Genomic DNA, 26,335 nt, shown 5'->3' with positions numbered 1-26,335 from the left:
AAAAACGGTTTTCAATTACCGCTTTTTAGCTTCTTCCCAAAAAACGTCCATTTCACCCAAAGTCATGTCTTTGAGGTTTTTGTTTAAAGATTTCGCTTTTGCTTCCAAGTATTGAAAGCGCTTGGTAAATTTTTTATTAGTGCGTTCAAGAGCGTTTTCTGGGTTAATTTTTAAAAATCGTGCGTAATTTACCATAGAAAACAGGACATCGCCAAATTCACTCTCCATAGCTTCTTGATTACCAGCGTTCACTTCATCTTTAAATTCCTGAAGCTCCTCCTCCACTTTTTCCCAAACCTGATTTGGCTCCTCCCAATCGAATCCTACTCCTGCAACTTTTTCCTGAATCCTACTTGCCTTTACCAATGCTGGCAAACTTTTTGGAACACCTTCCAGGACACTCGTTTTGCCTTCTTTAAGTTTTAAATTTTCCCAGTTTCGTTTTACATCTGCTTCATTATCCACTTTAACATCACCATAAATATGTGGATGTCTATGAATAAGTTTCTCGCAAATGCTATTACAAACATCCGCAATGTCAAAATCATTCGTTTCGCTTCCAATTTTAGAATAAAAAACAATATGCAACAGCACATCACCCAATTCCTTTTTGACTTCCTCTAAATCGTTATCTAAAATAGCATCGCCTAATTCATAGGTTTCTTCTATGGTCAAGTGCCTTAAAGTTTCCATAGTTTGCTTTTTATCCCAAGGACATTGCACACGCAGCTCGTCCATAATGGTTAATAATCTACCGAAAGCTTTGAGTTGATCTTCTCTGGTATTCATAATTGGTTTTTGATAAAATTACAATTAAATTTAGTGTCTTTAGGATTATAACAAACTAAAAAATCCAGTAAGGCAAAAGCATTACTGGATTTTTTATATTCAAAATAATAAATGGTCTTATTCTTCTTCGTCCGCTGTTACAGCTTCGGTTCCAGCTTCTACCTCCAAATCTAACAAGTCATTTTTTTGAAGTAAATTATACCACTGAATAATTTTTTTAATATCACTAGCGTACACTCGATCTTCATCATAATCTGGTAAAACTTCAAAGAAATATTCTTCTAATTTGTCTTTACTTTCTTTATGACTAATAGATGTTTCGTTACCTGATTCTTTTTCTTTAATCAATTTAAAAACCTCACGTAACGGTTTTTCTTCGGTAAGTGTATAAATAGCAATTTCGCTCAAGATACTTACATTATGATGAATGCCTACAGACATTTTTTTACCATCTAACAACGATTCGGCTACAAAGCCACCTCGTGTTTGGGCAATCATTTTATACAATCCTGGTTTTCCTGCTATTGATAATATTTTTTCTAGACTCATATTTTCATTTTAAAGAGGGCAAATATCAAACGTTTACTGATGTTAAACAAATATTATCGTTTCTTTTTTTGACTTGGGAAACGCATGCGATAATCCACATTAATTTTTCCTTTAGAAATGTTTGAAAGTTTACTTTTTATTAATCGTTTTTTTAATGATGATAGCTTATCTGTAAACAAAACACCTTCAATATGATCGTATTCATGTTGAATTACACGTGCTACTAACCCATCATAGGTTTTGGTATGCTTTTCAAAATTTTCATCGTAAAACTCTATCGTAATTGTTGGTTTTCTAAACACATCTTCCCGAACATCTGGAATACTTAAACAACCTTCATTAAACGCCCATTCATCGCCCGTTTCCTCTAGTATTTTAGCATTTATAAAAGTTTGCTTAAAATCCTTTAAAAAGGCCTGTTCTTCCTCTGATAACACATCATCTTCCGCAAAAGGAGATGTATCTACTAGAAACAAACGAATATCTAAACCTATTTGTGGCGCAGCAAGACCAACACCAAACGCATTGTACATGGTTTCATACATGTTCGCTAACAACTCATCAAGTTTTGGGTAATCTTTTGCAATTTCTTTTCCTACTTTTTTTAATACAGGATCGCCATAGGCTACAACAGGTAATATCATGGATTTTCTTATCTATTAATTCTTTGCAAAAATACAATTCTTCTTAATTATACCTATAAAAAAACTCCTTTAAAAAAGGAGTTTAGTAGTGTATGTTTAAAACTTCAATATTTTTAGCAAATAAGTCGTGTTTCTTTTAAAACAAATAAATTTATTTTTCCGTTTAATTTAGATTCAATCTTATTGGTTAATATATCCTTCTTTTTAGCAGCTATCTCAATAGAATCCGATTTTACATCTGTAGTCGTTTGGGTAGTAGGCGCTATTTTCTTAATATCTTCAATTTTACTAGAAGATTGAGCTTGCATACTTGTTAAACTTAATACTGTAAAAATTCCGATTAATAAAAACTGTTTCATTACTATGTTACTTTAATTGAACAGGACAAATATAACATCGATAAACGGTAAGTATATAATTAATTTGTTGAAACACGAGATATAATCGTTAACAAGACAAAGCCGTGTATTTCATCGATAAACGCACTGTTAATAGACCTTAACAAACGACATTTAATCGATTTTTTAATAATAAAAAGTAGCTACAAACCTTACATAATTGGGATGTGGCATACTATTTTTGAATTCAAAACAATATAAAAACAGACCAAAAACAACCCTGTTCGATAAACGGTAAATTGGATATTTAAACGAAACGCTTGGGTGAAAGTTCCTGATTTTATTAGCGAGAACTTATTATGAAATAAGAAAAATAAATAAACCAATGAGTAAAGTTATAAAAGTTTAGGCTTCTATGGCAGTTGTTTTACTATAAAACTTAACACATAAACCTGATTCTATTATCTACCGCTTTTTTTTAACGGATATCAAAAAAACCTCCTACAAATTGTAAGAGGCCTTTTTTTTATAAAACTTAAATGTTTACTTCATGATTACAACCTTTTTTGAAACGGTAGAAGATCCACTTTCTACTTGTAACAAATATACGCCATTCGGCAAATTAGAAATTTCTAATTGTTTTCTCGCCAAATTAGAAACGGTATTGGTTAAAACGCGCTTTCCTGTTACTGAAAACAAATTGATTTCAGCATTTAGATTGCTTCCAAAAACAACATGTAATGAATTACCTTGAACTACTGGGTTAGGAAAAACTGTAAAATTATTTAAAGCTTTGTCAATAGATTCCATAGATAAGGTTTCATTTGTCAAGTTTCCATTGATGTACTCGCAAGTTGCGGCTCCAAAATCGGCCGTAAATGATGTGATATCCGCAATTGGTGTGTCTCCAGGCTCAATATCATAAACTGCTGACGAGCTATCACAAGTAATTAAATTAAAAACACTACCAGCCACAGTGATAGTCGTTGGTCTATCAACACATGGTGGAGCTCCGGCATCATAAAAGAAGAACAAAGAGGTGGAGTTTGAAAATCCGTTATCTGGACAGACCTGGGCTTGTACTTGGTTAAAAAATAAAAACGATGCAAACAGCATCATTAACATGTAGTTTTTTTTCATAATAAACGTAATTGGGTTTCTGTCAAAAATACTTCTAACGCAAGTTCACTGTCAAAAATATTAGCCAAACGACTAATAAAAACGATATTCCAACTAGTCTTTGCGGTATATTCTTAAAATACACCGGATAAACGGAATTACAAAATAATTACAGAAAAAACTATTTAGAACTCAAATAGCTTTGAAGAATTAACGTCGCACTAATTTCATCAACCAATGCTTTATTTTGGCGTTTCTTTTTAGATAAACCACTGTCTATCATGGTCTGAAAAGCCATTTTAGATGTAAATCGCTCATCAACACGTGCAATAGGGATTTGAGGAATTGATTTTTGTAACTTTTCTAAAAATGGTAAAATAAGTGCTTCACTTTCAGATGCCTGATTATTCATTTGTTTTGGTTCGCCAACCACAAATAACTCTACCGATTCCGTTTTAACATAATCCATTAAAAAGCTAATCAGCTTCTTGGTATCTACCGTCGTTAGGCCAGATGCTATGATTTGCATCTCATCTGTAACAGCTATTCCTGTTCTAACTTTTCCGAAATCTATTGCAAGTATACGTCCCATATAGAGGCAAAGTTACCATTTAAAACTAAAACTTAATTAGAAAACCTATTTTTTAAAAGCAATCCGTAATAAAGAATTCAATTATAACTTTATCTTTGTGAAAAGAGCAAGAATTATACAACTAGACGCTCAATTTTTTAGTAAAACTATTATGAAGCAACTACAACAAATTATAGAAAATGCGTGGGATAATCGCGAATTATTAACGGATAAAGTAACCATTGACAGCATTCGAAGCGTTATTGATTTATTAGATGAAGGCACCTTGCGTGTTGCTGAACCAACCGATAAAGGTTGGAAAGTGAATGAATGGGTAAAAAAAGCGGTCGTCTTATATTTCCCTATTCAAAAAATGGAAACTTTTGAGGTCGGTATTTTTGAATATCATGATAAAATTCCATTAAAAACAGGGTATAAGGATAAAGGAATTCGTGTTGTTCCGCATGCAGTTGCACGGCATGGTGCTTATATTTCTAAAGGTGTTATTTTAATGCCAAGTTATGTAAATATTGGTGCTTATGTAGGTGAAGGAACCATGGTGGACACCTGGGCAACAGTTGGTAGTTGCGCCCAAATTGGTAAAAACGTCCATCTTTCAGGCGGTGTTGGTATTGGTGGTGTTTTAGAGCCCCTTCAAGCTGCTCCAGTTATTATTGAAGATGGTGCTTTTATAGGTTCACGATGTATTGTAGTTGAAGGTGTTAAAGTAGAAAAAGAAGCCGTTTTAGGAGCGAATGTTGTTTTAACCATGAGCACGAAAATTATTGATGTAACAGGTAATGAGCCTGTTGAAATGAAAGGTATAGTACCTGCACGATCCGTTGTAATTCCTGGTAGCTATACCAAAAAATTCAAAGCTGGCGAATTTCAAGTGCCTTGTGCTTTAATTATTGGAAAACGTAAAGAAAGTACAGATAAAAAGACATCCTTAAATGATGCTTTGCGCGAATATGATGTAGCGGTTTAATTTAGTTTGCAGCAGCAGTGTTCCGTAAAATTTTGAAAGAATAAAAACAAACCTAGCTATTTGAAAATTTTAGTTATACAACAAAAAATGATTGGTGATGTACTCACATCTAGCGTCTTATTTGAAGCGTTACGTGAACGTTACCCAAAGGCGCAATTAGATTATTTAATCAATTCTCACACATTTCCTGTTGTTGAACACAATCCTTTTATTGATAATTTCATCTTCTTTACACCTGAAGCCGAAAAAAGCAAAATAGCGCTTTGGAATTTCGCTAAATCTGTAAAAAAGGAAAAGTATGATGTGGTAATTGATGTGTATTCAAAACTATCTAGTAACCTAATTACAGCTTTATCTGGTGCTAAAACTAAAATTTCGTATCATAAGCCGTATTCAACATTCATATACCATCATAATATAAAACGTAGAAATCAAACCGATGAAGCTTGTGGTTTAGCAATTATAAATCGATTGCAGTTGTTGGAACCATTGGATATTTATATCACAGCGGCAAGACCTAAAATTTATTTATCTTCTGAAGAGCTTGAAACAAGTAAACAGTTTTTAATTTCAAACGGGGTAAGCCTAGACAAACCACTTATTATGATTAGTGTGCTAGGAAGTGGCCCTAATAAAACCTATCCGTTTGAATACATGGCACAGGTAATTGACCAAATTGTAGCCACAACAGATGGTCAGATTTTATTTAATTATATTCCAAAACAGGAAGCCGATGCTCAAGCCATTTTTAAGCTCTGTAAACTGGAAACACAAAACCATATTTATCTAAATTTATTTGGAAAAAGTCTGCGCGAATTTTTAGCACTCACAGCACATTGTCATGCATTAATTGGTAATGAAGGTGGCGCTGTAAATATGGCAAAAGCATTGAACATAAAAACATTTACCATTTTTTCTACTTGGATTGATAAGGATACTTGGAATATTTTTGAAATGGAGAACGTGAATGAATCCGTACATTTAAAGGATTACAAACCAGAATTATATAAAGGAAAAAGGGAAAAAGATATGAAACCACACGCCATGGAATTATATCATAAATTTATACCCGATTTATTTTATGATAAGCTAAATCGGTTTCTAAAAATGTTCCGTTCGTAATATGGAAAAACTAACAGCTATTATTATAACCAAAAATGAGATTCTCAATATAGCATCCGTTATAGATTCTGTACGTTTTGCAGATGAAATTATTGTGGTTGATAGCTTTAGTACGGATGGCACCTATGAAAAAGCTTTAGAATTAAATGTTACCGCTATTCAGCGAAAATTCACCTACCATGCGGAACAGAAAAATTGGATAATTCCACAAGCAAAACATGATTGGGTTTTAATTGTTGATGCTGACGAACGTGTAACACCTGAATTACAAATTGAAATACTTGAAGTTTTAAGTAACGAACAACAAGATGTTGCTTTTTGGATTGGCCGCATGAACCATTTTATGGGTAAACGCGTTAATTATAGCGGTTGGCGAAATGACAAAGTTATCCGTTTGTTTAAACGCGATTTATGCCTATACGAAGATAAATTGGTGCATGAAGAAATAGTTGCACAAGGATCTGTTGGCCATTTAAAATCCAAACTATCACACAACACATACACAACTATGGATGCTTATATGGATAAAATGAATCGGTATGCAACCAAACAAGCTAAAGATTACGATAAAAAAACGGGGACACTAAATCCGTACCATTTTGTGATTAAACCCTTTTGGGGATTTTTTAAACATTATATTATTCAAAGCGGATTTCGCGATGGTGTTGTAGGTTTAACCATTGGTTTTATTCAAGGTTATGTCGTTTATATGCGTTATGTGAAATTGTGGCTTTTACGAAGAAACTTGAAATAACACTATTTTTTTCGCCAGAAGAATACCTTATTTTTAATCCGTCTTTTTCTATGAAACCGATTTTGAAATGCTTCGGTTTCTTCCCACATTAAATGAAACACGCGATTATAATCATATCCGCCTAGTTTAGCATATTCGTCACTCATAATTTCCACCATAGATTTGTGAGTCGTTAAGCGTGCAAAGTTTTTTATTCGGGTTTCAAAATCCATGTCACCAAATTCCATTCGGTTTAAATCCACTAAATAAAATTTATACGCGCCACCGTTTAATTGAATCAATGTGTTCCCAGGCGAATGATCTAGAAAATTCACACCGGCTTTATGCAGCCCAAACGTGAATCGTGTAAAAGCGCGTAAAATGGCTTCATGATTCGCCATAGTTAAGTTGAAAGTCAATTCACGATAGGTTAAATCATAAGGCAAGTGCTCACTGATATAATAACTTTTCTTGAATAAAAAAGGTGTTTTATACTCATAAAAAGCAATAGGTTGCGGCGTTCCAATACCAAGATGCAGGAGACGATTAGCGTACTCAAAAGAGCGTTGGGCTTTACTTTTTCTAAAAAAGCGATAGGCAATCTGATTCACCAAATTTGGAATTTTAAAGGATTTCACGTTAATCGTTAAACCATTTAAATTGTATAGTTTTAGTGAATTCCGATCCTGATTTCCAAAATCCTCACCAGACGTTTCATAATTTTCAATATATGATGTAAGCACTTGCTTATCCTTCTGAAACGCCTTATGCACTGTATAATTCATGCTGCAATATTACAATATTTATTTTATTTTTATCTGGAATTAAATTAGCAGTTCGTTTTCATTTTTAATAATTTGCACAAAAGCTTTTCGTATGCCCACAATTTGTTTGGAATCTCATAATATTGATAATCTCTTCTTTGGTTTTGGTCAGTTTAACTACCACCTTATTAAAGGGTTTTATGAGAATCAAGCTATTTTAGAAGCATTGGATTTCCATATCACCCTTATTAGTAAACATCCTGAAAAGCTGGAAGATGAATTTGGCAGCACGTTTTCATATAAAAAATATAATTCCTTACAGCGAAAAAAACTATTCCGAATTAAAAAACAATTCGACTTATGGCATTCCTTAAATCAAAATACCAAAGTTGAACCCTTTAAAAATATACCATATGTATTAACGGTTCATGATGTCAACTTCATGGAAGAATTATCGGGAAAGAAGTTAGATAAACGCGTTGCACTTTTTAATGCTAAACTAAAGCGAAGTCATGCAATTACCTATATTTCAGAATATGCAAAAAGCATGACACACACCTATTTTAAAGTACCAAATATTCCTGAATATGTTATTTATAATGGTAGCGCCAAACCTTTTGAGTTAGCTAAAACCCATACCCCTGAATTACTTCCAAAAGGTGATTTCCTATTTACAATTGGTGAACTTTTAGAAAAAAAGAATTTTCACACATTAGTAAATATGCTTGCTCATCTTCCCGAATTGAGTTTGATAATTTCTGGAAAAAACACAACGGATTACGCTAAAAACATCATGAAATTAATTGCTGATTTAAACCTTGAACATCGCGTATTTCTAACAGGAAAAATTAGTGAAGAGGACAAAGCCTATTATTTAAAAAACTGTTATGCGTTTTGCTTTCCGTCTCTGCGAGAAGGCTTTGGCATTCCCCCAATTGAAGCGATGCAATATGGTAAACCTGTGTTTTTATCTGATAAAAGTTCGCTCCCAGAAGTTGGTGGTAAACACGCATTTTACTGGGAACATTTTGAACCTAAATATATGGCTGACATCCTTGTGCAAGGCATGAGAACATACCATGAAAACCCGGAGAATTACAAGGAAAAGCTGCAGCTGCATGCCAACTCTTATTCTTGGGATGAAACCGCTAAACAGTATTTAAAAGTTTATGAAACGCTACTTAAATAAGTGTTTGAAGTATTGACCAAAATTCTTTTTAGCAATAAAAAATTTGGAAGGCATAATCCCTTCTAAATTGATATTCTTTCTAATTTCTTCAATGGTATTTCCTTCACAAAACTCCAAATGTTTCCATTTTTCGGGTTCAATATAGAAGAAATTTTCACGCTCTTTGTAGTTAGACTTATTGGTGGTTCGCCATTTTTCTAAAAAAGCTTCCTTATCATGAACTTCAATATTGTGTCCCCAATTATCTAATTTTAAAACCAATTCCGCTTCATCTCTAGCAATACTTTCATGAAGTAGAATATTTTGCGTATAAACAATACGCTTTCTGGTGTTTCGAGCCACTTTATAATTCGGGTAATTGGTGGCAATAATTCCACGTGTTGGCTCCTTTATAAATAACACACCATTATCCGTATACTTGTATAAATTGATTAAATAGGCCGCAATTTGAATGTTATTCTTTTCCGGATTGTCCAGATAACTATCAAAGCGCCTTAAGTCTTTAACATAGTTTGCAAAATCTACAAAATACTCATCACTATCAATTTGCACAAGCCAATTTCCAATACCCATTTTAAGCGATAACATGTGCCGCTCACGATTATCATTTTCAATAGCAATTAAATCCGCATCGTAGAAATCATCTTTATACAATTGAATTTTATTATCCACATCAAAAGCTTCCAACCATTCAAAAAAGGCTGGATCCACCTCAAAAGTTTCACCAGACCAAGTTCTATTTTTATGATCCATAGCAATAAAAATAGCATCCGCTTCCTTATAAACAGGCGGAATGGATTTTTTTAGTTTATCGTAATCATAAGACAGTAAAAAACCTACGTGAATTTTTTTCATGGATAATTGCGGATTATTTTTTACAAATATAGTTTAAGCCATAGAAATAACTACTTTTGTTACTAAAATGTACTAAAATCTCTATAAATGTCTGTACTAACTGTAATTATGCCGGTTTATAATGGCGAAAAATTCTTGAAAGAATCGCTGGACAGTCTATTAAATCAAACATTTACTGATTTTACAATATTGGTTTTAAATGATAATTCTACAGATAAAACGTCAGAAATTCTAGATACATATACAAAGCAGGATTCCCGTATTAGCGTTATTACAAAAACTAAAAATGAAGGGCCTGCTAACTTACGAAATGAAGGTATTGAACGTGCCAGCACTGAATTTATAGCATTGCTAGATGCTGATGATATTGCCTTACCTACCCGATTTGAAAAACAATTAGACTATTTAAAAAACCATCCTGAAGTGGGTGTTTGTGGCACGTGGTTTACATTTTTTGGCGATAAAAAAGAGAAAACCGTTAGGCACGAAGTCTCTCACGACGCCCTAAAAGTTCAGTTTTTGCACAGTTGTGGTATTGGGAATCCTACAGTTATGTTCCGTAAATCTGTTTTAAATGGTTTACGGTTTGAACATCAATATGTTCCTGCTGAAGATTATGGCTTATGGAGTCAACTCATTTTTAAAACCCAATTTCACAATATTCCAGAATCGCTATTAAAATACCGTTGGCATGATGCTAATATAAGTCAGACGAAAGAAGCTAACCTTCGGAAATCTGAAATTCTCATTAAAACGAAACAATTAGAGCAATTGCGGATTCAAGCATCAAATCCCGATATTTTATTTTATGTATATGCTGTTTCATTGCAACGAGATCAAGCATCAGAGCATGTTATAAAAACCATTAAAGCTGCTCAAGATTTATTGGAACACAATAAAAATTTACAGATATATAATAAAGTACTATTTGAAAAGCATATTAATAGAACAATTGTACGCACAATTAGAAATGCAGCTAGTTACGATAAAGCGTTTTATAAGTTTGTAAAACATGATTCTAGATTTTTTAAGGCGCTCAAACCTATAGACAAACTGACTTTTTATTTTAAATGTTTATTTTAGAATACGTTACATTGTTTGCAATGAGGTTACAATTTAATACATTTGCTGCAATCGTGGATTGACTTATTCAATCTATTTTAACCACAAAATGTAGACCATTTTTTTTAAATGTCATTAAAAAAACAACAAAACAAGTTACCCTTTATAAGCATTGTTATACCATGTTATAATGTAGAAAGTTATATATACAAAGGGTTAGAGAGTATATTAAATCAAACTTATAATAATTGGGAATGTATTTTGGTTAACGACGGTAGTCTTGATGATACTGAAAAAGAAATACTTACTTGGGCTAATAAAGATGATCGCTTCAAATTAATATCACAAAAAAACAAAGGGGTTTCTGCGGCGCGAAATACAGGTATAAGACATGCCAAGGGAGAATGTATTTATTTTTTTGATCCAGATGATGTTATATCCAAAGATTGTTTGGATAGTTTAACCAAAATATATCATCCTGGCCTTGATATTGTTATTGGCAAAAATGCCGAGGTTTTTCATCAAACAACGGAAAATGCTAATATTTTAGAACATAACATAGAAACGGGTAAGGAACTCACAGATTCGAACTTTGTTGCTCTCGCCTTAAAAAAACCTTTTCTTACTGTTTGTTGGAATAATCTTTATAGTGCTGAATTCATTTTTTCTAATCAACTAAAATTTCAGGAAGGTATAGTTCATGAAGATGAGCTTTGGTATTTTGAAACGCTCTATTTAGCCAAAAATATTATTTTTAACTCTGAAGTAACCTATTTTTATAATATTGCCAATCAAAATTCAATAACAAAAAATTATGGTTTTAATAACCTGGAATCCTATTTAGCTGTAATTAACACCATCCATAAAAAATATTATCTGGCGGAGAAAGATGACGAAAAAAAGATAGTTATAGGTACTTATATTTTAAATTTACAGATTACAGTCACAGCAGGTTTTTTTAGATTTATTAAAAAAAACAAGGAACTACCTTATAAAGCTAAAGGAGCCATTTTAATTAAAGCACATTTGGAATCTTGTCCTGTTGATAAACATTTTGATATTACGCCTCAAAAAGCCATTCAATTTGATATTTTTACGAAATATGGAAAAATAGACCCTAAAATTGCTTTTCAGTTGATACGAAATACGAACAAGAAGAATATTTTAAAGAGCTTTGAAAATATGTACTTAAAATATCTTCTAGGTAAGAAAACTTAATCCACAGCTATAATAATAAACAGAAGCCTTACGGCATGTTATCTGCACTTATTTCTTAAGTCAAAAAATTGTTTTAATCTATATTTAATCATTTTTTTCTTTAGCTTTTTAAACTTCTTATTCATTTTTTTATGAGCTGCTTCAGGAAGTATTTTATTTGTAATTATATCCTGAATGACAGAAAAATCTGTTTGCATTTTTTGTAATTCCGATTTAGAAGTCCAAACTCCATTTTCATGAATTCTATAAACAGCCATAACATCATTAAGTCGCTTAATTTTGCCGTTTCCAACTTGGATAAAAAACAAAGGCCAATCTGTACCAGCAGCTGAATTATTAATCCATTTTGGTAGTTTAAAATTATTTCTTAAAACCACCGTAAGTGTTGCAATAAAACAATAGTCTACCAAATCTATCACTGTGGTTACTTCTGCAACTTGAGATGAGGCTTCATTTAATTCAAATTTACCGCTTTCTTGATATAGTTTTTTAGAGTTGTGAAAACACAATTCAAAATCCAAATTGTTTTCCAAAAAATCTACTTGTTTCTGAAGTTTTAATGGGTCTGTCCAATAATCATCTCCCTCACAAAGTGCCAAATACTTTCCTTTTGCGGCAGGAAACACAAAATTTGCCCATGGATCTATGTTTTGAGAATATTGATTTTCCGTTTGAAGTATAGTAGTTATTCTGTTGTCTTTTGCAGCATATTCCTTTATGATCTCAACCGTGTTATCTGTTGAAGCATCGTCATGAATAATGATTTCAATAGGAAAAGTTGTCTCTTGAATCAAAAAACCGTCCAATGTTTCTCTTAAATATTTTTCTTGATTATAGGTGGTGCAACATATTGTTAGTAAGGGCTTCATCTTTATTTATCCTTTAATTTTCCTGGAATTCCAACTATGGTATTTTCTGTTAAGCAGTTTTCTACAACCACGCTTCCGGCTCCAACGGTTACATTGTCGCCTAAAATAATATTTGGCAAAATAATAGCACCCGAACCAATATTGCAATTGTTTCCAACAGTAACCCGACCTAATATTTTGGCACCTGGAGATACATCACAATAATTACCAATTTTAACATCATGATGGATGTGAGCAGATGTATTAATTAAGCAACCTTCACCAATTTGAACACTATTACTAATAAAAACAAAAGGCATAATATTAGAGCCTTGCCCTATTTGAACATCCAAAGCACCAATAATAGCATGTTTTGAAATAAGCGTTTGATAAATGCCTCCTGCCTTTCTAAATTTTTCTACCATCTGTTTGCGTAAATGAGGTGTTCCAATTGCTGACACAAAATGCGGATTACTACTAAAGTCAATAGCACTTAAAGAATGTAAAATGGGATATTTCCCCAAAAAAAGTGCTTCTTCAGGTTTTGTATAATCGTCAAAAAAGGATAAAGCAGTTTCTACTGTAGTCGTTTCATTTAAAACAACTAACACATCTTTTGCGTGACCTTTTGCTCCAAGAACAATCATTTATAAAGAATTAATAACGTTACAGATTTCTGCAACTTGCTGTTTTTCTAATTCGAAATATAAGGGTAAACAAAGAATTTTACTGCAAATATCTTCAGAAATCGGCATGCTTACCGATTTTTCTACATAAGGCAACTTATTTAATGACGGATAAAAATAGCGTCGAGGATATATTTTTAGCGCTGCTAATTTTTCTAAAACCAGTTGCATAAAGATTTCATCTTTAAAGACAACAGGCATATACGAGTAATTTTTCTCTGCAAATTCTCTAAAACCAAAAAGCGACATATTCGCATTGTCTTTTAGTAAAGACTCATAGGTTTCGGTTAACAGTTTTCGTTTAGCAATAATAGTATCAATATAAGGAAGTACACTTAAACCCATAGCAGCTTGCATTTCTGAAGCTTTGGCATTTATTCCCAAACCATGATATTCTAATGGTCCATTATGCCCAAAATTATGATGGTAATAACACTTTTTAAAAAGCGCATCATTAGGAACAAATATGGCACCACCTTCACCTGTATGAAATAATTTGGTAGCATGAAAACTGGTGGAAATTATATCGCCATATTCAAAAATGGATTTACCTTTATAGGATACAGCAAAACAGTGTGCTGCATCATAAATGACTTTTAAATGATGTTTTTCAGCAATTGCCTGAATAGCTTCCACATCACAAGGATTTCCAAACACATGTGTTGCTAAAATAGCTTCGGTGTTTTCGGTAATTGCTGCTTCTATTTTTGCAGGATTTATAGTTAACATATCGCGCTCAATATCCACAAAAACAGGCGTGCAGTTTTCCCAAATAATAGCCGATGTTGTTGCCACGTAACTAAATGGCGTGGTGATCACTTCCTTTGTAATGCCTAATGTTTTCAAAGCAATTTGTAACGGTAATGTGCCGTTGGTAGTTATAAAAAAGTTGGAGACACCTAAATATGTAGATAATTTAGATTCTAATTCTAGAAGTAATTCACCTCTATTGGTCATCCATTTTTTATCCCAAGCATGTTTTAAAATGGCTTCGAACTCTTGGATTGGTGGCAGAAAGGATTGTGTAACATTTATCATGGGTGAGCTGGCAATTGCGTTTAGATGCCAAATTACAAATATAAATTGTTTACTATTGGTTACCAATTATTATTTTTGCGAAATGACAAACACTATTCAGCAAGCATTAGCCCATTTAAAAGCAGGCAAAACCATCCTTTACCCTACAGATACCATTTGGGGATTGGGCTGCGATGCTACTAACGCCAAAGCCATTTCAGAAATTTACGCGTTAAAAAAACGTGTAGAAAGTAAAGCATTAATCTGTTTAGTATCTAGCTTGGAAATGCTAAAAACCTATATTGAGGAGGTTCCAGAAGCTGCATTAAAGTTTTTAGAAACAGCAACAAAACCAACGACTATAATTTATAATAAGCCACGTTTAGTGGCACCAAATTTACTAGCCCGCGATAATACGTTGGCCATCCGGATTGTACATGAAGGTTTTGCTTACGAATTAATTGAATTATTCCAAAAACCCATTGTTTCAACGTCAGCAAATATGAGCGATTATCCTTCGCCAAAATCATTCAAAGAAATACATGCAGACATTTTAAAAGATGTGGACTATGTTGTAAATTTGCAAAACGAAAAAATCAAGACACAGCCTTCCACAATTATTAAATTAAATAAGGACGGTAAAGTTGAAGTTATTAGGCCATAAATCTTCAATATTCAAGTAGTAAATTCCTGAAATTCAACTTGGGATTTTGAATGCGAAGGGTGTCTGTTAATCAATCAGACAGGGAATTTGAAACTTATGAATTATAAAAACGCATTAGAGCATTCTATATTTGAAACCATTTCAAAATCTGCTGAAGAATTACAGGTTGACTGTTATGTAATTGGTGGTTTTGTTCGCGATTTTCTTCTGAAACGCGGAAATCCTAAAGATATTGATATTGTAGCTATTGGAAGTGGCATTGAATTAGCCCGACAAGTAGCTAAAAACCTTCCCAATAAACCTAAAGTTCAAGTATTTAAAACGTATGGAACTGCCATGTTGCGTTTTGAAGATATAGAAATAGAATTTGTAGGTGCTCGTAAAGAAAGTTACCATGAGGACAGCCGGAATCCTGTTGTAGAAAATGGCACGCTGGAAGATGATCAGAATCGTCGGGACTTTACCATAAATGCTCTAGCGTTAAGTTTAAACAAATCTAATTTTGGCAATTTATTAGACCCTTTCCAAGGCGTTCTAGATTTAGAAAACAAGATAATTCGTACACCTTTAAATCCAGATATTACATATAGTGACGATCCTTTACGGATGATGCGGGCCATCCGTTTTGCTACACAATTGCACTTTACTATTGAGCCCGAATCCTTACAGGCTATTTCAAAAAATAATAGCAGATTAGAGATTATAACAAACGAACGTATTGTTGTTGAACTGAACAAGATTTTAGAATCGCCAAAACCGTCCATTGGTTTTTTACTGTTGGAAGAAAGAGGATTATTAAAACATATTTTACCTGAACTAACCGCATTAAAAGGGATTGATGAAATTGAAGGGCAACGTCATAAAGATAATTTTTATCACACATTAGAAGTCGTAGATAATATTGCAGAAAACACGGATAACCTTTGGCTTCGCTGGGCTGCTTTACTTCATGATATTGGAAAAGCGCCCACAAAACGCTTTCACAAAAAAAATGGCTGGACCTTTCATGCCCATGAATTTGAAGGCTCCAAAATGGTTTACCATTTATTCAAACGTTTGAAAATGCCTTTGAATGATAAAATGAAATTTGTACAAAAAATGGTGTTTATGAGTTCTAGGCCTATTGCACTTGCGGATGATATGGTTTCAGATTCGGCTGTAAGACGTTTGGTTTTTGATGCTGGTGATTATGTGGACGACTTAATGACGCTGTGTGAAGCAGATATTACCACGAAGAATCCGAAGAAATTCCAGAAATACCACAATAACTTTAAGCTTGTACGTGATAAAATTGTAGAAGTTGAAGAACGTGATCAGGTACGAAATTTTCAACCACCGGTTTCGGGTGAAGAAATTATGGAAACGTTTGGCATTAAACCTTCACGAGAGATTGGCACGATTAAAGAAAAAATTAAAGAAGCTATTTTAGAAGGTGAAATTCCCAATGAACATGAGGCGGCTTTTCAACTCATGTTGAAAGAAGGGGAACGTTTGGGGTTGACGCGAGTATAAGTTGCAAAGAGACAAAGTTGAAAAGTGGTAAAGCGGTAAAATAATTTGACACTAAAAAACATAATTCACAAATGGAAAGTTCAAAAAATAGCACCTTCAGAAAATTATTAGTCTGGCAAAAGTCTATGGCATTGGTGACTTTAATTTATAGTGAAGTAATGGTTTTTCCGCCTGATGAATTGTATGCGTTAACGTCTCAAATAAAAAGATCTGCAACCTCTATTCCGAGTAATATCGCAGAAGGTTACGGTAGAGAAGGAAAGAAAGATTATTTGCGTTTTTTGAACATTGCTTTAAGTTCGCTGTTTGAATTACAAACACAACTTGAAATAGCTTACAATTTAAAGTTTTTGAAACAAGATAATTTTATTAAATTATATAATGACAGTAGAGAAATTGAACGGATGCTTTCCAATTTTATTCGTAAAATAAAAAACTAACCTTTTCAAAACTCTGTAACTCTGTAACTCTGAAAACTCAATAAAAAATGAAAAAAGACAATAAAAAAGTAATCTACTGGCTCCTTACAGGTTGCGTTCTTATTTTTATCATGGTTGTGGTTGGTGGTATTACCCGATTAACAGATTCGGGTTTATCTATGTCCGACTACAAACTTATAACAGGAACTATCCCGCCATTAAATGATGCGGAATGGCAGGATGCTTTTGCATTGTATCAGCAGTATCCGGAATTTCAAAAGTTGCATTCACACTTTACTATAGAAGATTTTAAAGGTATATATTTTTGGGAATGGTTTCATAGGTTAATTGGCCGAGTCATAGGATTAGTCTTTATTATTCCTTTCTTATATTTTCTATTTCGCAAGCAACTTACAAAAAGCACCATCAAAAAATGTTTGGTTTTATTAGGTCTAGGTGGATTTCAAGGTTTTTTAGGTTGGTATATGGTAAAAAGTGGTTTGGTAGATATGCCAGATGTAAGTCATTTCAGATTAGCAGCCCATTTAACAACGGCATTCTTAACCTTTGCTGCAACACTTTGGGTAGCTTTGGATTTAATATATCCTGATAAAAAAGTCATTGACAAAAAGTTTAGAAACCTTATTATTGTTAGCTACCTCATCCTCATTGTTCAAATAATTTATGGTGGATTTGTGGCCGGTTTAAAAGCTGGTTTACTGCATAACCATTGGCCTTTTATGAATGAAGGCAAATTTATGCATCACACGGTTTATATTTTAGAACCGTTTTATAAAAATCTCATTGAAAATCCAAGTGGTATTCAATTTATACATAGAACATTGGCTTACTTGGTTGTAGCATCCATATTTATTTTGTGGTTTAAAGCGCGCGAAATGACCCTTACAAACCTCCAACAAAAGAGTATAAATGCTTTGCTGATTTTAGTCGGTTTTCAATTTTTATTAGGCGTATTAACCATCATTTATGCGGTTCCGTTGTGGTTAGGTGTGGCACATCAAGTGGGTGCATTTTTCTTGCTTTCAGCTATGACATTTACGCTACATCGATTTAGCAAATAATTTTAAAATAACTACCTTTGCGGCATAAATAAAAATATGATATACAGATTTCGAATAGTACTAGATAACGACACGGACAAGGACGTTTTTCGCGATATAGAAATTCGTGAAACGGATACCATGGAAGACCTTCATAATACCATTACACAATCCTTTGGATTTGATGGTACAGAAATGGCTTCGTTTTATTTGTCTGATGATGAATGGAATCAAGGTGAAGAAATTTCATTATTTGATATGAGCGATGGCTTGAATCCTGTAAAACTGATGAGTAGATCTGTTTTAAAAGACACCGTGCATGAAGGTTTAAACAAACTTATTTATGTGTATGATTTTTTAAGCATGTGGACATTTTATGTGGAACTTGCTGAAATTGTTGAAGAAACCGAAGGTACAGATTATCCAAACCTCATGTTTGTTCATGGTCAAATTCCGGATGAAGCTCCAGAAAAAAACTTTGAAGCTGAAAGTTATGACGACTACAATGAATTTGAAGACGATTTAGATGTGGACGATTATGATAATTTAGATTTTGACGAGAATTGGAATTAACACCTTGCTAGTCAATTAAGCAGACAACAATTACTATTAAAAAGCATTCTTAACCGAATGCTTTTTTTATTTTAGCATGTAACAAATTAATAACTTGCTCGTCCTACAAGTAACCATTAACCAAAAACAGAACTATTTTGGAAACCATACTGACAATTAATAATCTGACTAAAAAATTTGGCTTCCTTACGGCTGTTAAAGATTTATCATTCACCATCAACAAAGGGAATGTTTACGGGATCCTAGGACCTAATGGTAGCGGAAAATCTACTACATTAGGCATTGTTTTAAATGTTGTAAATAAAACATCTGGTGACTTTCATTGGTTTGATGGGAATACCTCAACACATGATGCTTTAAAAAAAGTAGGCGCAATTATTGAGCGACCAAATTTTTATCCATACATGACAGCGTATCAAAACCTGAAATTGGTTTGCAAAATTAAAGGGGTCCCTTTTAGTAAAATAGATGAAAAGCTAGAACTCGTTAAACTTTTAGATAGAAAAGACAGCAAGTTTCAAACCTTTTCTTTGGGTATGAAACAACGTTTAGCTATTGCATCAGCCTTATTAAACGATCCAGAAATTCTAATCTTAGATGAGCCAACCAATGGTTTAGATCCGCAAGGTATCCATCAAATACGAAGTTTAATTCAATTAATTGCCAGTCAAGGTACCACTATTTTGTTAGCCTCCCATTTATTAGACGAAGTAGAAAAGGTATGTACACACGTGGTTATTCTTCGAAAAGGCGAAAAATTATATTCTGGCCCAGTAGACGAAATGATATCCAGTCATGGTTTTCTAGAACTTAAAGCAGAGGATACCAATAACCTTATGGCGTTCTTGGAAAGTAAAAAAATGTTTGGAAAAATTAAAGTTGAAGACGGTTTAATTACAGCATTTCTAGATGAACCTATGGATGCCAAAAGCGTTAACAAATTGTTGTTTGATAACGGTATCGTTTTAACCCATTTAGTAAAACGAAAAGAAAGTCTTGAAGAACAATTCTTACAATTAACAGACAACTAACCAATCAAAACCAACCACATGTTACGACTAGTAAATTTAGAATTGCAAAAATTACTGTTAAGCAGAACGAATAAAATATTAATATTTATTTCATTCATTTTGCCATTTACGGTTTTGGTATTGTCATCTATAAAAATAAATTTCTTCGGATTTTTCACTTTAGAATTAGGCGAATTAGGCATTTTTAACTTCCCATTAATCTGGCATATCACCACATTTTTTGCCTCATATTTCAAATTGTTCTTTGCAATTGTTGTGGTGAGTATGATTGGGAATGAATACAGCAACAAAACCATCAAACAAAATTTAATTGACGGTTTAAGCAAAAAAGAATTTATACTCTCTAAATTTTACACCATTGTATTTTTCTCATTATTTGCAACGGTTCTAATTGCTGTGGCCTCATTTTTAATCGGCATGTACTATTCCAGTTATACGGAAGCAAGCATCATTTTTAGAGAAACCGAGTTCCTATTAGCTTATTTTGTAAAGCTTGTTGGATTCTTCACTCTCTGTTTATTTTTTGCCATGCTTTTAAGGCGATCCGCATTTGCATTAGCATTTTTATTCGTGCTTTATATAGTTGAATGGCTTGTATATTGGGGAGCTTATGAAGTTTTTGGAAATTCAGAAACGGCGTTTAAAGTTAAAGGCTTTTTACCATTAGAGTCCATGTACAAATTAATAGATCAACCCATTCAGCGTATTATGATAACTAAATTTCCTGAAAAGGCCGATTTAGCTTATGACTATGCCGTGCATTGGTATGAAGTTGCAATTGTATTAGTTTGGACAGCTATATTTGTGTTTTTGTCCTTAAGATTATTAAAGAAGCGAGATTTGTAATATATTTGGATCATATTGCTATCCAAATGAAAAAAATTCTCTGTTTTACGTTTTTATGGTGTTTTATTGGTGCCTATAGTCAACAACAAGCGTCCAATTGGTATTTTGGCGAAAATGCTGGAATTCAATTTGCCACCGATGGTTCTGTCACTTCTTTAGATGACGGTATGTTAAACACCGTTGAAGGCTGTTCTTCCATATCAGATGCTGACGGAAATTTATTATTTTATACGGAAGGTTCTACTGTTTATAATCGTAACCATACTATCATGAGTAATGGTAGAAATCTATCTGGCAACTTCTCAAGTACGCAATCGGCAATAGTAGTTCCAAAACCGGACGATCCAAATATATATTACATCTTTACGGTGGGATCTAACCAAACCTTAACTGGTCTAAAGTATTCAGAAGTAGATATGACGTTGGACGGAGGTAATGGCGCAGTAGTTAGAAAAGACATTCCACTGTTATCGCAATGTGCGGAAAAAATAGCCGCAGTAAAAAACTGTGAATCGGGTGCTATATGGGTTATTGGTTTCTCCAATGAGAACGGCGCATTCAATAATCCTCAAACTGCGAATTTAAACACATTTCATGCCTTTGAAATTACGGATAGCGGTGTGAGTAATAGAGCTGTGGAGTCTACTTTGACTAGAATGAATGTTAACGACTTAAGAGGTTATCTTAAGTTTTCTCCAGATGGCAGTAAAGTAGCATGTGCCAATATGGGTGATGGTTTGTATCTTTTAGACTTTGATGCAAGCAATGGAAGTTTGAGCAACAGTCAACGTTTAGGTATTTCGGGATTAACCGACAGTCCTTATGGGGTTGAATTTTCACCTGATAGTCATTTCCTTTATGTTTCCGCTTCAAATGATAATTTTACAAATACACAGGACGACCCGAATTCACATCAGTCCGTATTACTTCAAATGGATCTAACAGCACCAAATATTTCCGCATCTACAATTATTATAGATAGCAGAAATGCTTATAGAAGCGCCTTACAGTTAGGCCCTAATGGTAAAATATACAGATCAATGGCCAGAACTTATAATCTAGGCTCCCCTTTTTTAAGTGTTATTAATAACCCAAATGAACTTGGAGCTTCTTGCAATTATGTAAATAATGCTGTTTCATTAGGACAAAACAACTCAACACAAGGATTACCCCCTTTTATAGCTTCATTTTTTGTTGATAAAATTGATATTATTGGAAGTGCTAGCGAAACAACATTTTTACCGCTTTGTGAAGGAGAAACCTACACGCTGATAGCGGATAATATTCCAGGCGCAACTTATGAGTGGAGGAAAGACGGTGTGGTTTTGTCCGAATCTGATTTTGATTTAGTAGTTAACGAATCTGGAACTTATACCGTAGACATCAATTTAAATAATGGAAACTGTAATCGTTTAGAAGGGGAAGCTATTGTAACATATTATGAAATCCCCGTTGCTAATCCTGCCAGAAAATTAGAAATCTGTAATGAAACGATTCTTGCGGAAATTGATTTAACCGTTCGTGATGCGAACATATTAGGAACGCAAGACCCAAGTATATATGAAGTTCATTATTTTGAATCCCAATTAGATGCTGATAATAACGAAAACGAGATAACGGGCTTATTTACTAATACCATGAACCCAACACCTATTTTTGCGCGTATTCACAACAAAAACAACCCAAATTGTTATGACACCACATCCTTTGATGTGGAAGTGTTTATAACACCAACTGCAAACCCAATTCCCGATCAAATCTGGTGCGATGATGCTACTGATGGAGATGCCACGAATGGTCAAGCAGACATTAATTTATTAGATTTTAACGCAATAGTTTTAGATACGCAAAGTTCAATGGATTTTAATGTTACATATCATAATTCGTTTGCTAATGCCGAAACTGGGGCTAATCCACTACCAAACACATATTATAACCAAACAGCCTTTCAAGAAGAGATTTTTGTTCGTGTTGAAAATGACATCAAAACGGATTGCTTTAGTACAACATCATTCATGGTAACCATAAACCCCTTACCTCCTGCTTTTAATACCAGCTTAATTCAATGTGATGAAGATGGCAATATGGATGGTAGAACGAGGTTTAATCTAGACGAAGCTTTTGATGCCTTATCAGGAAACTCCACAACGGTTTCTATAGAATATTATGAAAATTCAATAGATGCAGATTCTGGAATTAGCATGTTAGACCCTTTAGGCTATATTAATTCGGCAAATCCAGAAATAGTTATTGTAAAAATTATTGATAATACAACGGGTTGTTACAGTTTAGCCAATTTATCACTAGAAGTAAGTACCACCCAAATAAACAATTATCAAGCGCCAGAGGTTTGTGATGAATTAGATTCGGAAGATGGCATTAACACCTTCGATTTGAATGCCATAACTACAGCCATTCAGCAAGACAATACCATTACATTTCCCGTATCCTATTATGCGAATTATAATGATGCCTTATTAGAGCAAAATGCCTTATCAACACCATTTAATAACACCATACCTTATAATCAAACAATCTATTCACGTGTAGAAAACAATAATGCCTGTTATGGTATTGGTGAAGTTTCATTTACCATTAACCCAAGACCACAATTGGAGGCAAATGAAACCGTATTATATTGTTTAAACACCTTTCCGAATACAATTACTTTGGATGCAGGTATTTTAAATGATTCCCCTAACAATTATACATATTCATGGACTTCTGGTCAAACCACAAACAGTATTAATATAAATGAAGTTGGCACCTATACAGTTACAGCAACTAATGCATTTGGTTGTACAAAAACGCGTTCTATTACTGTTGAACCTTCTAATATTGCAACGATTGAAACTATTAACATTCAAGATGCACTTCAAAGTAATAATACGATAACGGTTATAGTATCGGGTGAAGGCGAATACGAATTTGCGCTATTTGATGCCACTGGAGCACTATATACAGCCTATCAAACAAGTAATGAGTTTACCAATGTAGATCCAGGGATTTATACGGTTAGCATACGAGACGTTAAAAACAATTGTGGCATTGTTGAGGATATGGTTTCCGTTATAGGTTTCCCTAATGTATTCACTCCAAATGGCGATGGCACCAATGACACGTGGAACGTTCAAGGTGTTACTGCGATGTTTCAACCTAGTACACGTATTCAGATTTATAACCGTTTTGGGAAATTACTAAAAGAGTTAAGCCCATTAAATGGTGGCTGGGATGGAACCTACAATGGTGAAGTTATGCCAAATGACGATTATTGGTTTTCTGTAAAACTACAAGACGGTCGTATTTTCAAAAGTCACTTCACACTTAAACGTTAAAATTTTGAATACAAAGATAAAATATTCTTTTTTCATGCTTACTATGTGCATCTTCACTATGGGATTTGCCCAAAATGAAGCTGCCAACTGGTTCTTCGGTAATCAAGCAGGATTAAGCTTTAATTTTGGATATCCAATTCCGGAATTAGGGGCTTTAATAGATACGCCTGAAGGCTGCTCAACAATTTCTGATAAGCTCGGGAATCTGCAATTTTATTCAGATGGAATTACAGTTTGGAATCGAAATAATACTATTATGCAGAATGGGACAAACTTGCTTGGAGATAAATCATCAACCCAATCCGCTTTAATTATTCCTAAACCAAACGATGAAAATATTTACTATATTTTTACAGTAGACGATCGTGGTGGCCCAGACGGCTTAAGGTACTCAGAAGTTAATATGTCATTAGACAATGGTTTAGGAGCTGTAACTAATATTAAAAATGTTTTATTAGCGAATCCGGTTACTGAAAAAATAACGGCTATTGAAAGTTCAGATGGAAGAAGTATTTGGGTTATTAGTCATAAATGGAATAGTAACGAGTTTATATCCTTTCTCGTTTCTGATACAGGCGTTAACACAACAGCCGTTAGAAGCGCTGTAGGATCGTTCCACCAAGGTAACATAAATAATTCCATAGGCTATTTAAAAGCATCTCCAAATAGAGAAAAAATTGCTTCAGTTAAATCATACGAGAATAATGAGACACAAATTTTTGATTTTGATGCCTCGACAGGTTTATTATCAAATCCTATAACTATTTCAAATTACAGCTCAACGGATTTAGGTCCGTACGGTTGTGAGTTTTCTCCAGATAGCAATTTACTTTATGTTTCCGAAATTGATCGCGTAAATTCGGTTAGTAAAATTCATCAATACGATATAACCTTACCTAACCAAGTTGCAATTGTCAATTCTGATATCATAATTGCACAAGAGGCCAACAAACAGTTTGGCGCATTGCAGCAAGCTATTGATGGAAGAATTTATGTAGCTGTTAAGGATGCCCAGTATTTAGCCGTTATTTCAGATCCAAATACCCCTGGATTATCAGCAAACTTTGATTTAAATAACGTTTTTTTAGGTGGTAATACAAGTCAGTTTGGTCTTCCTCCCTTTATTCAATCCTACTTTTTTGCAACTAATATATTCAAGAATACATGCTTTGGAGATAATACGGAGTTTTCCATTAATACTTCCACCGTTATAGATGCTATATCATGGAATTTTGGTGATCCCGCTTCTGGAAATGATAACACCTCTACCGATTTAAACCCCACACATATATTTACAAATCCGGGAGATTACATTGTAACTATTACTATTGAAACTGAAGGTGACACCCAAATTATTTATAGAACTTTAACGATTTCTGAACAACCGAATTCTGTTATCTTTGATCAGCTAATTAATTGTGAGGCTGACATGGGCCCAACCTCCTTTAACCTTGTCTCTTCTATTCCCGATGATATTGCCATGAATCCTAATATCGGGATTACTTTTTATGAAAATTTAACCGATGCTGAGAATAGATTAAATGCTATTAATGGTGTAACGCGCTATGAAAGTACTTTAAATTCACAAATCATATATGTTAGATTACAAAATATTTTCAGTGTTGACTGCTACAGCATAAGTGAATTGGAATTAATTACCATTTCAAGTCCTATCATAGAAGAAACAGAAGCTATATTCTTTTGCGAAAACTCTGAAGATTCGTCCGTAACAATTGATGTAGGATCTTTAGAAGGCGCACTGTCGGATTACAACTTCTTATGGTTAGAATCTATGGAAACAACACCAGAAATAACAGTTCAGAATCAAGGTAATTATACAGTTAGAATAACACCCACCAATACAATTACAATAGACAACCCTGATGGCTGTTTTGCGGAACGTGTAGTTTCTGTAAGTTCTTCAAGTATTGCTACAATAACGAATATTTCTGTATTTAACGAAAGCAACATAACCGTCCTAAATTCAGGAACCGGCGATTACGAATATGCGGTAGACAATATTGATGGGCCCTATCAGGACAGTTCTAGTTTTTCAAATTTAGAACCTGGTGTACATACCATTTTTGTTCGTGATAAAAATGAATGCGGCATAGCCCAAGATAATTTTGCCATTATAGGTTTTCCAAAAGTTTTTACACCAAATGGTGATGGCGACAATGATTTATGGCAAGTCCAAGGGCTTTCAAGCCAATTTCAACCAAAATCAAAAGTATATATTTTTAACCGCTACGGAAAACTACTGAAGCAAATTCAGCCTACAGGAACAGGTTGGGATGGCACGTTTAATGGAGTTCCTGTCTCGTCAGGAGGGTATTGGTTTTCTGTAACTCTGGAAGATGGCACAATTTACAAAGGTCATTTCTCCTTACTGCGTTAACAGT

Annotated in this window: 26 protein-coding genes; 15 read left to right on the top strand and 11 right to left on the bottom strand. The window is 33.7% G+C overall.

All coding sequences use genetic code 11. The features are described 5' to 3' along the window. Positions 1–15 precede the first annotated feature (15 nt). The 6 genes from mazG to ruvX form a co-directional block, all read right to left on the bottom strand. Entirely contained in the window at positions 16–789 is a 774-nt protein-coding gene (gene mazG / locus GMA17_RS01990) for a nucleoside triphosphate pyrophosphohydrolase (RefSeq protein ID WP_248398576.1), read from the bottom strand. A gap of 117 nt (positions 790–906) precedes the next feature. Continuing rightward, on the bottom strand, positions 907–1,338 hold the full coding sequence (locus GMA17_RS01985; RefSeq protein WP_248398573.1) for a DUF5606 domain-containing protein: 432 nt from the start codon (positions 1,336–1,338) through the stop codon (positions 907–909). 53 nt (positions 1,339–1,391) lie between these two features. After that, positions 1,392–1,982, bottom strand: coding sequence for a peptide deformylase (gene def / locus GMA17_RS01980; RefSeq protein WP_248398570.1), 591 nt, complete (start codon positions 1,980–1,982; stop codon positions 1,392–1,394). 113 nt (positions 1,983–2,095) lie between these two features. Further along, the gene (locus tag GMA17_RS01975) at positions 2,096–2,341 is read right to left on the bottom strand and encodes a hypothetical protein (RefSeq protein ID WP_248398567.1); all 246 of its coding nucleotides are present in this window, start codon (positions 2,339–2,341) and stop codon (positions 2,096–2,098) included. A 522-nt stretch (positions 2,342–2,863) separates the two neighbouring features. Then, the gene (locus tag GMA17_RS01970; RefSeq protein ID WP_248398565.1) at positions 2,864–3,460 is read right to left on the bottom strand and encodes a T9SS type A sorting domain-containing protein; all 597 of its coding nucleotides are present in this window, start codon (positions 3,458–3,460) and stop codon (positions 2,864–2,866) included. Positions 3,461–3,620: 160 nt separating this feature from the next. After that, entirely contained in the window at positions 3,621–4,031 is a 411-nt protein-coding gene (gene ruvX, locus GMA17_RS01965; RefSeq protein ID WP_248398562.1) for a Holliday junction resolvase RuvX, read from the bottom strand. Positions 4,032–4,182: 151 nt separating this feature from the next. On the opposite strand from ruvX, the gene GMA17_RS01960 reads away from it, so the two are divergent. From GMA17_RS01960 to GMA17_RS01950, 3 genes are read left to right on the top strand one after another with little or no spacing between them, the layout of a single operon-like run. Next, positions 4,183–4,998, top strand: a complete 816-nt coding sequence (locus GMA17_RS01960) for a 2,3,4,5-tetrahydropyridine-2,6-dicarboxylate N-succinyltransferase (protein ID WP_248398560.1) — start codon at positions 4,183–4,185, stop codon at positions 4,996–4,998. A 60-nt stretch (positions 4,999–5,058) separates the two neighbouring features. Then, on the top strand, positions 5,059–6,120 hold the full coding sequence (locus GMA17_RS01955) for a glycosyltransferase family 9 protein (RefSeq protein ID WP_248398558.1): 1,062 nt from the start codon (positions 5,059–5,061) through the stop codon (positions 6,118–6,120). Position 6,121: 1 nt separating this feature from the next. Continuing rightward, the gene (locus GMA17_RS01950) at positions 6,122–6,874 is read left to right on the top strand and encodes a glycosyltransferase family 2 protein (protein WP_248398556.1); all 753 of its coding nucleotides are present in this window, start codon (positions 6,122–6,124) and stop codon (positions 6,872–6,874) included. Positions 6,875–6,876: 2 nt separating this feature from the next. Here the strand turns inward: GMA17_RS01950 and GMA17_RS01945 are convergent, their stop codons facing one another. Next, complete coding sequence (locus GMA17_RS01945; RefSeq protein ID WP_248398554.1) at positions 6,877–7,638, bottom strand: lipopolysaccharide kinase InaA family protein; 762 nt, start codon at positions 7,636–7,638, stop codon at positions 6,877–6,879. A 91-nt stretch (positions 7,639–7,729) separates the two neighbouring features. Between GMA17_RS01945 and GMA17_RS01940 the strand changes: the two genes are divergently transcribed. Next, positions 7,730–8,806 carry a glycosyltransferase family 1 protein gene (locus GMA17_RS01940; protein ID WP_248398552.1) on the top strand — a complete coding sequence of 359 codons (1,077 nt, stop codon included), beginning with the start codon at positions 7,730–7,732 and terminating at the stop codon, positions 8,804–8,806. Here the strand turns inward: GMA17_RS01940 and GMA17_RS01935 are convergent. Next, positions 8,795–9,661, bottom strand: coding sequence for a hypothetical protein (locus GMA17_RS01935; protein WP_248398550.1), 867 nt, complete (start codon positions 9,659–9,661; stop codon positions 8,795–8,797). The two genes, GMA17_RS01940 and GMA17_RS01935, sit on opposite strands and share 12 nt — an antisense overlap. Before the next feature lie 87 nt (positions 9,662–9,748). On the opposite strand from GMA17_RS01935, the gene GMA17_RS01930 reads away from it, so the two are divergent. Both GMA17_RS01930 and GMA17_RS01925 read left to right on the top strand, forming a co-directional pair. Continuing rightward, positions 9,749–10,744 carry a glycosyltransferase family 2 protein gene (locus tag GMA17_RS01930; RefSeq protein ID WP_248398548.1) on the top strand — a complete coding sequence of 332 codons (996 nt, stop codon included), beginning with the start codon at positions 9,749–9,751 and terminating at the stop codon, positions 10,742–10,744. Positions 10,745–10,852: 108 nt separating this feature from the next. Continuing rightward, positions 10,853–11,941: a glycosyltransferase family 2 protein gene (locus GMA17_RS01925; RefSeq protein WP_248398546.1), complete on the top strand. Its 1,089-nt coding sequence runs from the start codon at positions 10,853–10,855 to the stop codon at positions 11,939–11,941. Positions 11,942–11,979: 38 nt separating this feature from the next. On the opposite strand, the gene GMA17_RS01920 is transcribed toward GMA17_RS01925, so the two are convergent. From GMA17_RS01920 to GMA17_RS01910, 3 genes are read right to left on the bottom strand one after another with little or no spacing between them, the layout of a single operon-like run. Beyond that, on the bottom strand, positions 11,980–12,810 hold the full coding sequence (locus GMA17_RS01920; protein WP_248398544.1) for a glycosyltransferase: 831 nt from the start codon (positions 12,808–12,810) through the stop codon (positions 11,980–11,982). 2 nt (positions 12,811–12,812) lie between these two features. Beyond that, positions 12,813–13,436: a NeuD/PglB/VioB family sugar acetyltransferase gene (locus tag GMA17_RS01915; protein WP_248398542.1), complete on the bottom strand. Its 624-nt coding sequence runs from the start codon at positions 13,434–13,436 to the stop codon at positions 12,813–12,815. After that, a complete protein-coding gene (locus GMA17_RS01910; protein WP_248398540.1) occupies positions 13,437–14,513 on the bottom strand; it encodes a DegT/DnrJ/EryC1/StrS aminotransferase family protein in 1,077 nt (358 codons plus the stop codon). An 82-nt stretch (positions 14,514–14,595) separates the two neighbouring features. On the opposite strand from GMA17_RS01910, the gene GMA17_RS01905 reads away from it, so the two are divergent. The 9 genes from GMA17_RS01905 to GMA17_RS01865 all read left to right on the top strand — a co-directional run bounded on the left by GMA17_RS01905 (position 14,596) and on the right by GMA17_RS01865 (position 26,331). Then, entirely contained in the window at positions 14,596–15,156 is a 561-nt protein-coding gene (locus GMA17_RS01905) for an L-threonylcarbamoyladenylate synthase (protein WP_248398537.1), read from the top strand. Positions 15,157–15,252: 96 nt separating this feature from the next. Further along, positions 15,253–16,668 carry a CCA tRNA nucleotidyltransferase gene (locus GMA17_RS01900; protein WP_248398534.1) on the top strand — a complete coding sequence of 472 codons (1,416 nt, stop codon included), beginning with the start codon at positions 15,253–15,255 and terminating at the stop codon, positions 16,666–16,668. 71 nt (positions 16,669–16,739) lie between these two features. Further along, complete coding sequence (locus GMA17_RS01895; RefSeq protein WP_248398531.1) at positions 16,740–17,108, top strand: four helix bundle protein; 369 nt, start codon at positions 16,740–16,742, stop codon at positions 17,106–17,108. Positions 17,109–17,155: 47 nt separating this feature from the next. Continuing rightward, positions 17,156–18,169, top strand: coding sequence for a COX15/CtaA family protein (locus GMA17_RS01890; RefSeq protein WP_248398529.1), 1,014 nt, complete (start codon positions 17,156–17,158; stop codon positions 18,167–18,169). Between the two features lie 36 nt (positions 18,170–18,205). Next, the gene (locus GMA17_RS01885) at positions 18,206–18,721 is read left to right on the top strand and encodes a plasmid pRiA4b ORF-3 family protein (RefSeq protein WP_248398527.1); all 516 of its coding nucleotides are present in this window, start codon (positions 18,206–18,208) and stop codon (positions 18,719–18,721) included. Between the two features lie 137 nt (positions 18,722–18,858). Further along, positions 18,859–19,752 carry an ABC transporter ATP-binding protein gene (locus GMA17_RS01880; protein ID WP_248398524.1) on the top strand — a complete coding sequence of 298 codons (894 nt, stop codon included), beginning with the start codon at positions 18,859–18,861 and terminating at the stop codon, positions 19,750–19,752. Positions 19,753–19,770: 18 nt separating this feature from the next. Further along, entirely contained in the window at positions 19,771–20,598 is an 828-nt protein-coding gene (locus tag GMA17_RS01875; RefSeq protein WP_248398522.1) for an ABC transporter permease, read from the top strand. A 26-nt stretch (positions 20,599–20,624) separates the two neighbouring features. After that, on the top strand, positions 20,625–23,933 hold the full coding sequence (locus GMA17_RS01870) for a T9SS type B sorting domain-containing protein (RefSeq protein WP_248398519.1): 3,309 nt from the start codon (positions 20,625–20,627) through the stop codon (positions 23,931–23,933). Between the two features lie 58 nt (positions 23,934–23,991). Next, positions 23,992–26,331, top strand: a complete 2,340-nt coding sequence (locus tag GMA17_RS01865; protein WP_248398516.1) for a T9SS type B sorting domain-containing protein — start codon at positions 23,992–23,994, stop codon at positions 26,329–26,331. Positions 26,332–26,335: the final 4 nt, after the last annotated feature.

The organism is Bizionia sp. M204 (assembly GCF_023205095.1).
In the GTDB taxonomy this organism is placed as follows: domain Bacteria; phylum Bacteroidota; class Bacteroidia; order Flavobacteriales; family Flavobacteriaceae; genus Algorimicrobium; species Algorimicrobium hallyeonense.
This window is presented reverse-complemented; position numbering and strand designations above follow the sequence as displayed.

What these genes read in the sequence shown, in the direction of transcription:
- GMA17_RS01960 (WP_248398560.1), top strand. Translation starts at nt 4,183, where the DNA reads ATGAAGCAACTACAACAAATTATAGAAAATGCGTGGGATAATCGCGAA.
- GMA17_RS01925 (WP_248398546.1), top strand. Translation starts at nt 10,853, where the DNA reads ATGTCATTAAAAAAACAACAAAACAAGTTACCCTTTATAAGCATTGTT.
- GMA17_RS01910 (WP_248398540.1), bottom strand. Translation starts at nt 14,513, where the DNA reads ATGATAAATGTTACACAATCCTTTCTGCCACCAATCCAAGAGTTCGAA.
- ruvX (WP_248398562.1), bottom strand. Translation starts at nt 4,031, where the DNA reads ATGGGACGTATACTTGCAATAGATTTCGGAAAAGTTAGAACAGGAATA.
- GMA17_RS01970 (WP_248398565.1), bottom strand. Translation starts at nt 3,460, where the DNA reads ATGAAAAAAAACTACATGTTAATGATGCTGTTTGCATCGTTTTTATTT.
- GMA17_RS01975 (WP_248398567.1), bottom strand. Translation starts at nt 2,341, where the DNA reads ATGAAACAGTTTTTATTAATCGGAATTTTTACAGTATTAAGTTTAACA.
- GMA17_RS01915 (WP_248398542.1), bottom strand. Translation starts at nt 13,436, where the DNA reads ATGATTGTTCTTGGAGCAAAAGGTCACGCAAAAGATGTGTTAGTTGTT.
- GMA17_RS01935 (WP_248398550.1), bottom strand. Translation starts at nt 9,661, where the DNA reads ATGAAAAAAATTCACGTAGGTTTTTTACTGTCTTATGATTACGATAAA.
- GMA17_RS01900 (WP_248398534.1), top strand. Translation starts at nt 15,253, where the DNA reads ATGAATTATAAAAACGCATTAGAGCATTCTATATTTGAAACCATTTCA.
- GMA17_RS01930 (WP_248398548.1), top strand. Translation starts at nt 9,749, where the DNA reads ATGTCTGTACTAACTGTAATTATGCCGGTTTATAATGGCGAAAAATTC.
- GMA17_RS01920 (WP_248398544.1), bottom strand. Translation starts at nt 12,810, where the DNA reads ATGAAGCCCTTACTAACAATATGTTGCACCACCTATAATCAAGAAAAA.
- def (WP_248398570.1), bottom strand. Translation starts at nt 1,982, where the DNA reads ATGATATTACCTGTTGTAGCCTATGGCGATCCTGTATTAAAAAAAGTA.
- GMA17_RS01865 (WP_248398516.1), top strand. Translation starts at nt 23,992, where the DNA reads ATGGGATTTGCCCAAAATGAAGCTGCCAACTGGTTCTTCGGTAATCAA.
- GMA17_RS01985 (WP_248398573.1), bottom strand. Translation starts at nt 1,338, where the DNA reads ATGAGTCTAGAAAAAATATTATCAATAGCAGGAAAACCAGGATTGTAT.
- GMA17_RS01870 (WP_248398519.1), top strand. Translation starts at nt 20,625, where the DNA reads ATGAAAAAAATTCTCTGTTTTACGTTTTTATGGTGTTTTATTGGTGCC.
- GMA17_RS01895 (WP_248398531.1), top strand. Translation starts at nt 16,740, where the DNA reads ATGGAAAGTTCAAAAAATAGCACCTTCAGAAAATTATTAGTCTGGCAA.
- GMA17_RS01885 (WP_248398527.1), top strand. Translation starts at nt 18,206, where the DNA reads ATGATATACAGATTTCGAATAGTACTAGATAACGACACGGACAAGGAC.
- mazG (WP_248398576.1), bottom strand. Translation starts at nt 789, where the DNA reads ATGAATACCAGAGAAGATCAACTCAAAGCTTTCGGTAGATTATTAACC.
- GMA17_RS01950 (WP_248398556.1), top strand. Translation starts at nt 6,122, where the DNA reads ATGGAAAAACTAACAGCTATTATTATAACCAAAAATGAGATTCTCAAT.
- GMA17_RS01940 (WP_248398552.1), top strand. Translation starts at nt 7,730, where the DNA reads ATGCCCACAATTTGTTTGGAATCTCATAATATTGATAATCTCTTCTTT.
- GMA17_RS01945 (WP_248398554.1), bottom strand. Translation starts at nt 7,638, where the DNA reads ATGAATTATACAGTGCATAAGGCGTTTCAGAAGGATAAGCAAGTGCTT.
- GMA17_RS01905 (WP_248398537.1), top strand. Translation starts at nt 14,596, where the DNA reads ATGACAAACACTATTCAGCAAGCATTAGCCCATTTAAAAGCAGGCAAA.
- GMA17_RS01890 (WP_248398529.1), top strand. Translation starts at nt 17,156, where the DNA reads ATGAAAAAAGACAATAAAAAAGTAATCTACTGGCTCCTTACAGGTTGC.
- GMA17_RS01875 (WP_248398522.1), top strand. Translation starts at nt 19,771, where the DNA reads ATGTTACGACTAGTAAATTTAGAATTGCAAAAATTACTGTTAAGCAGA.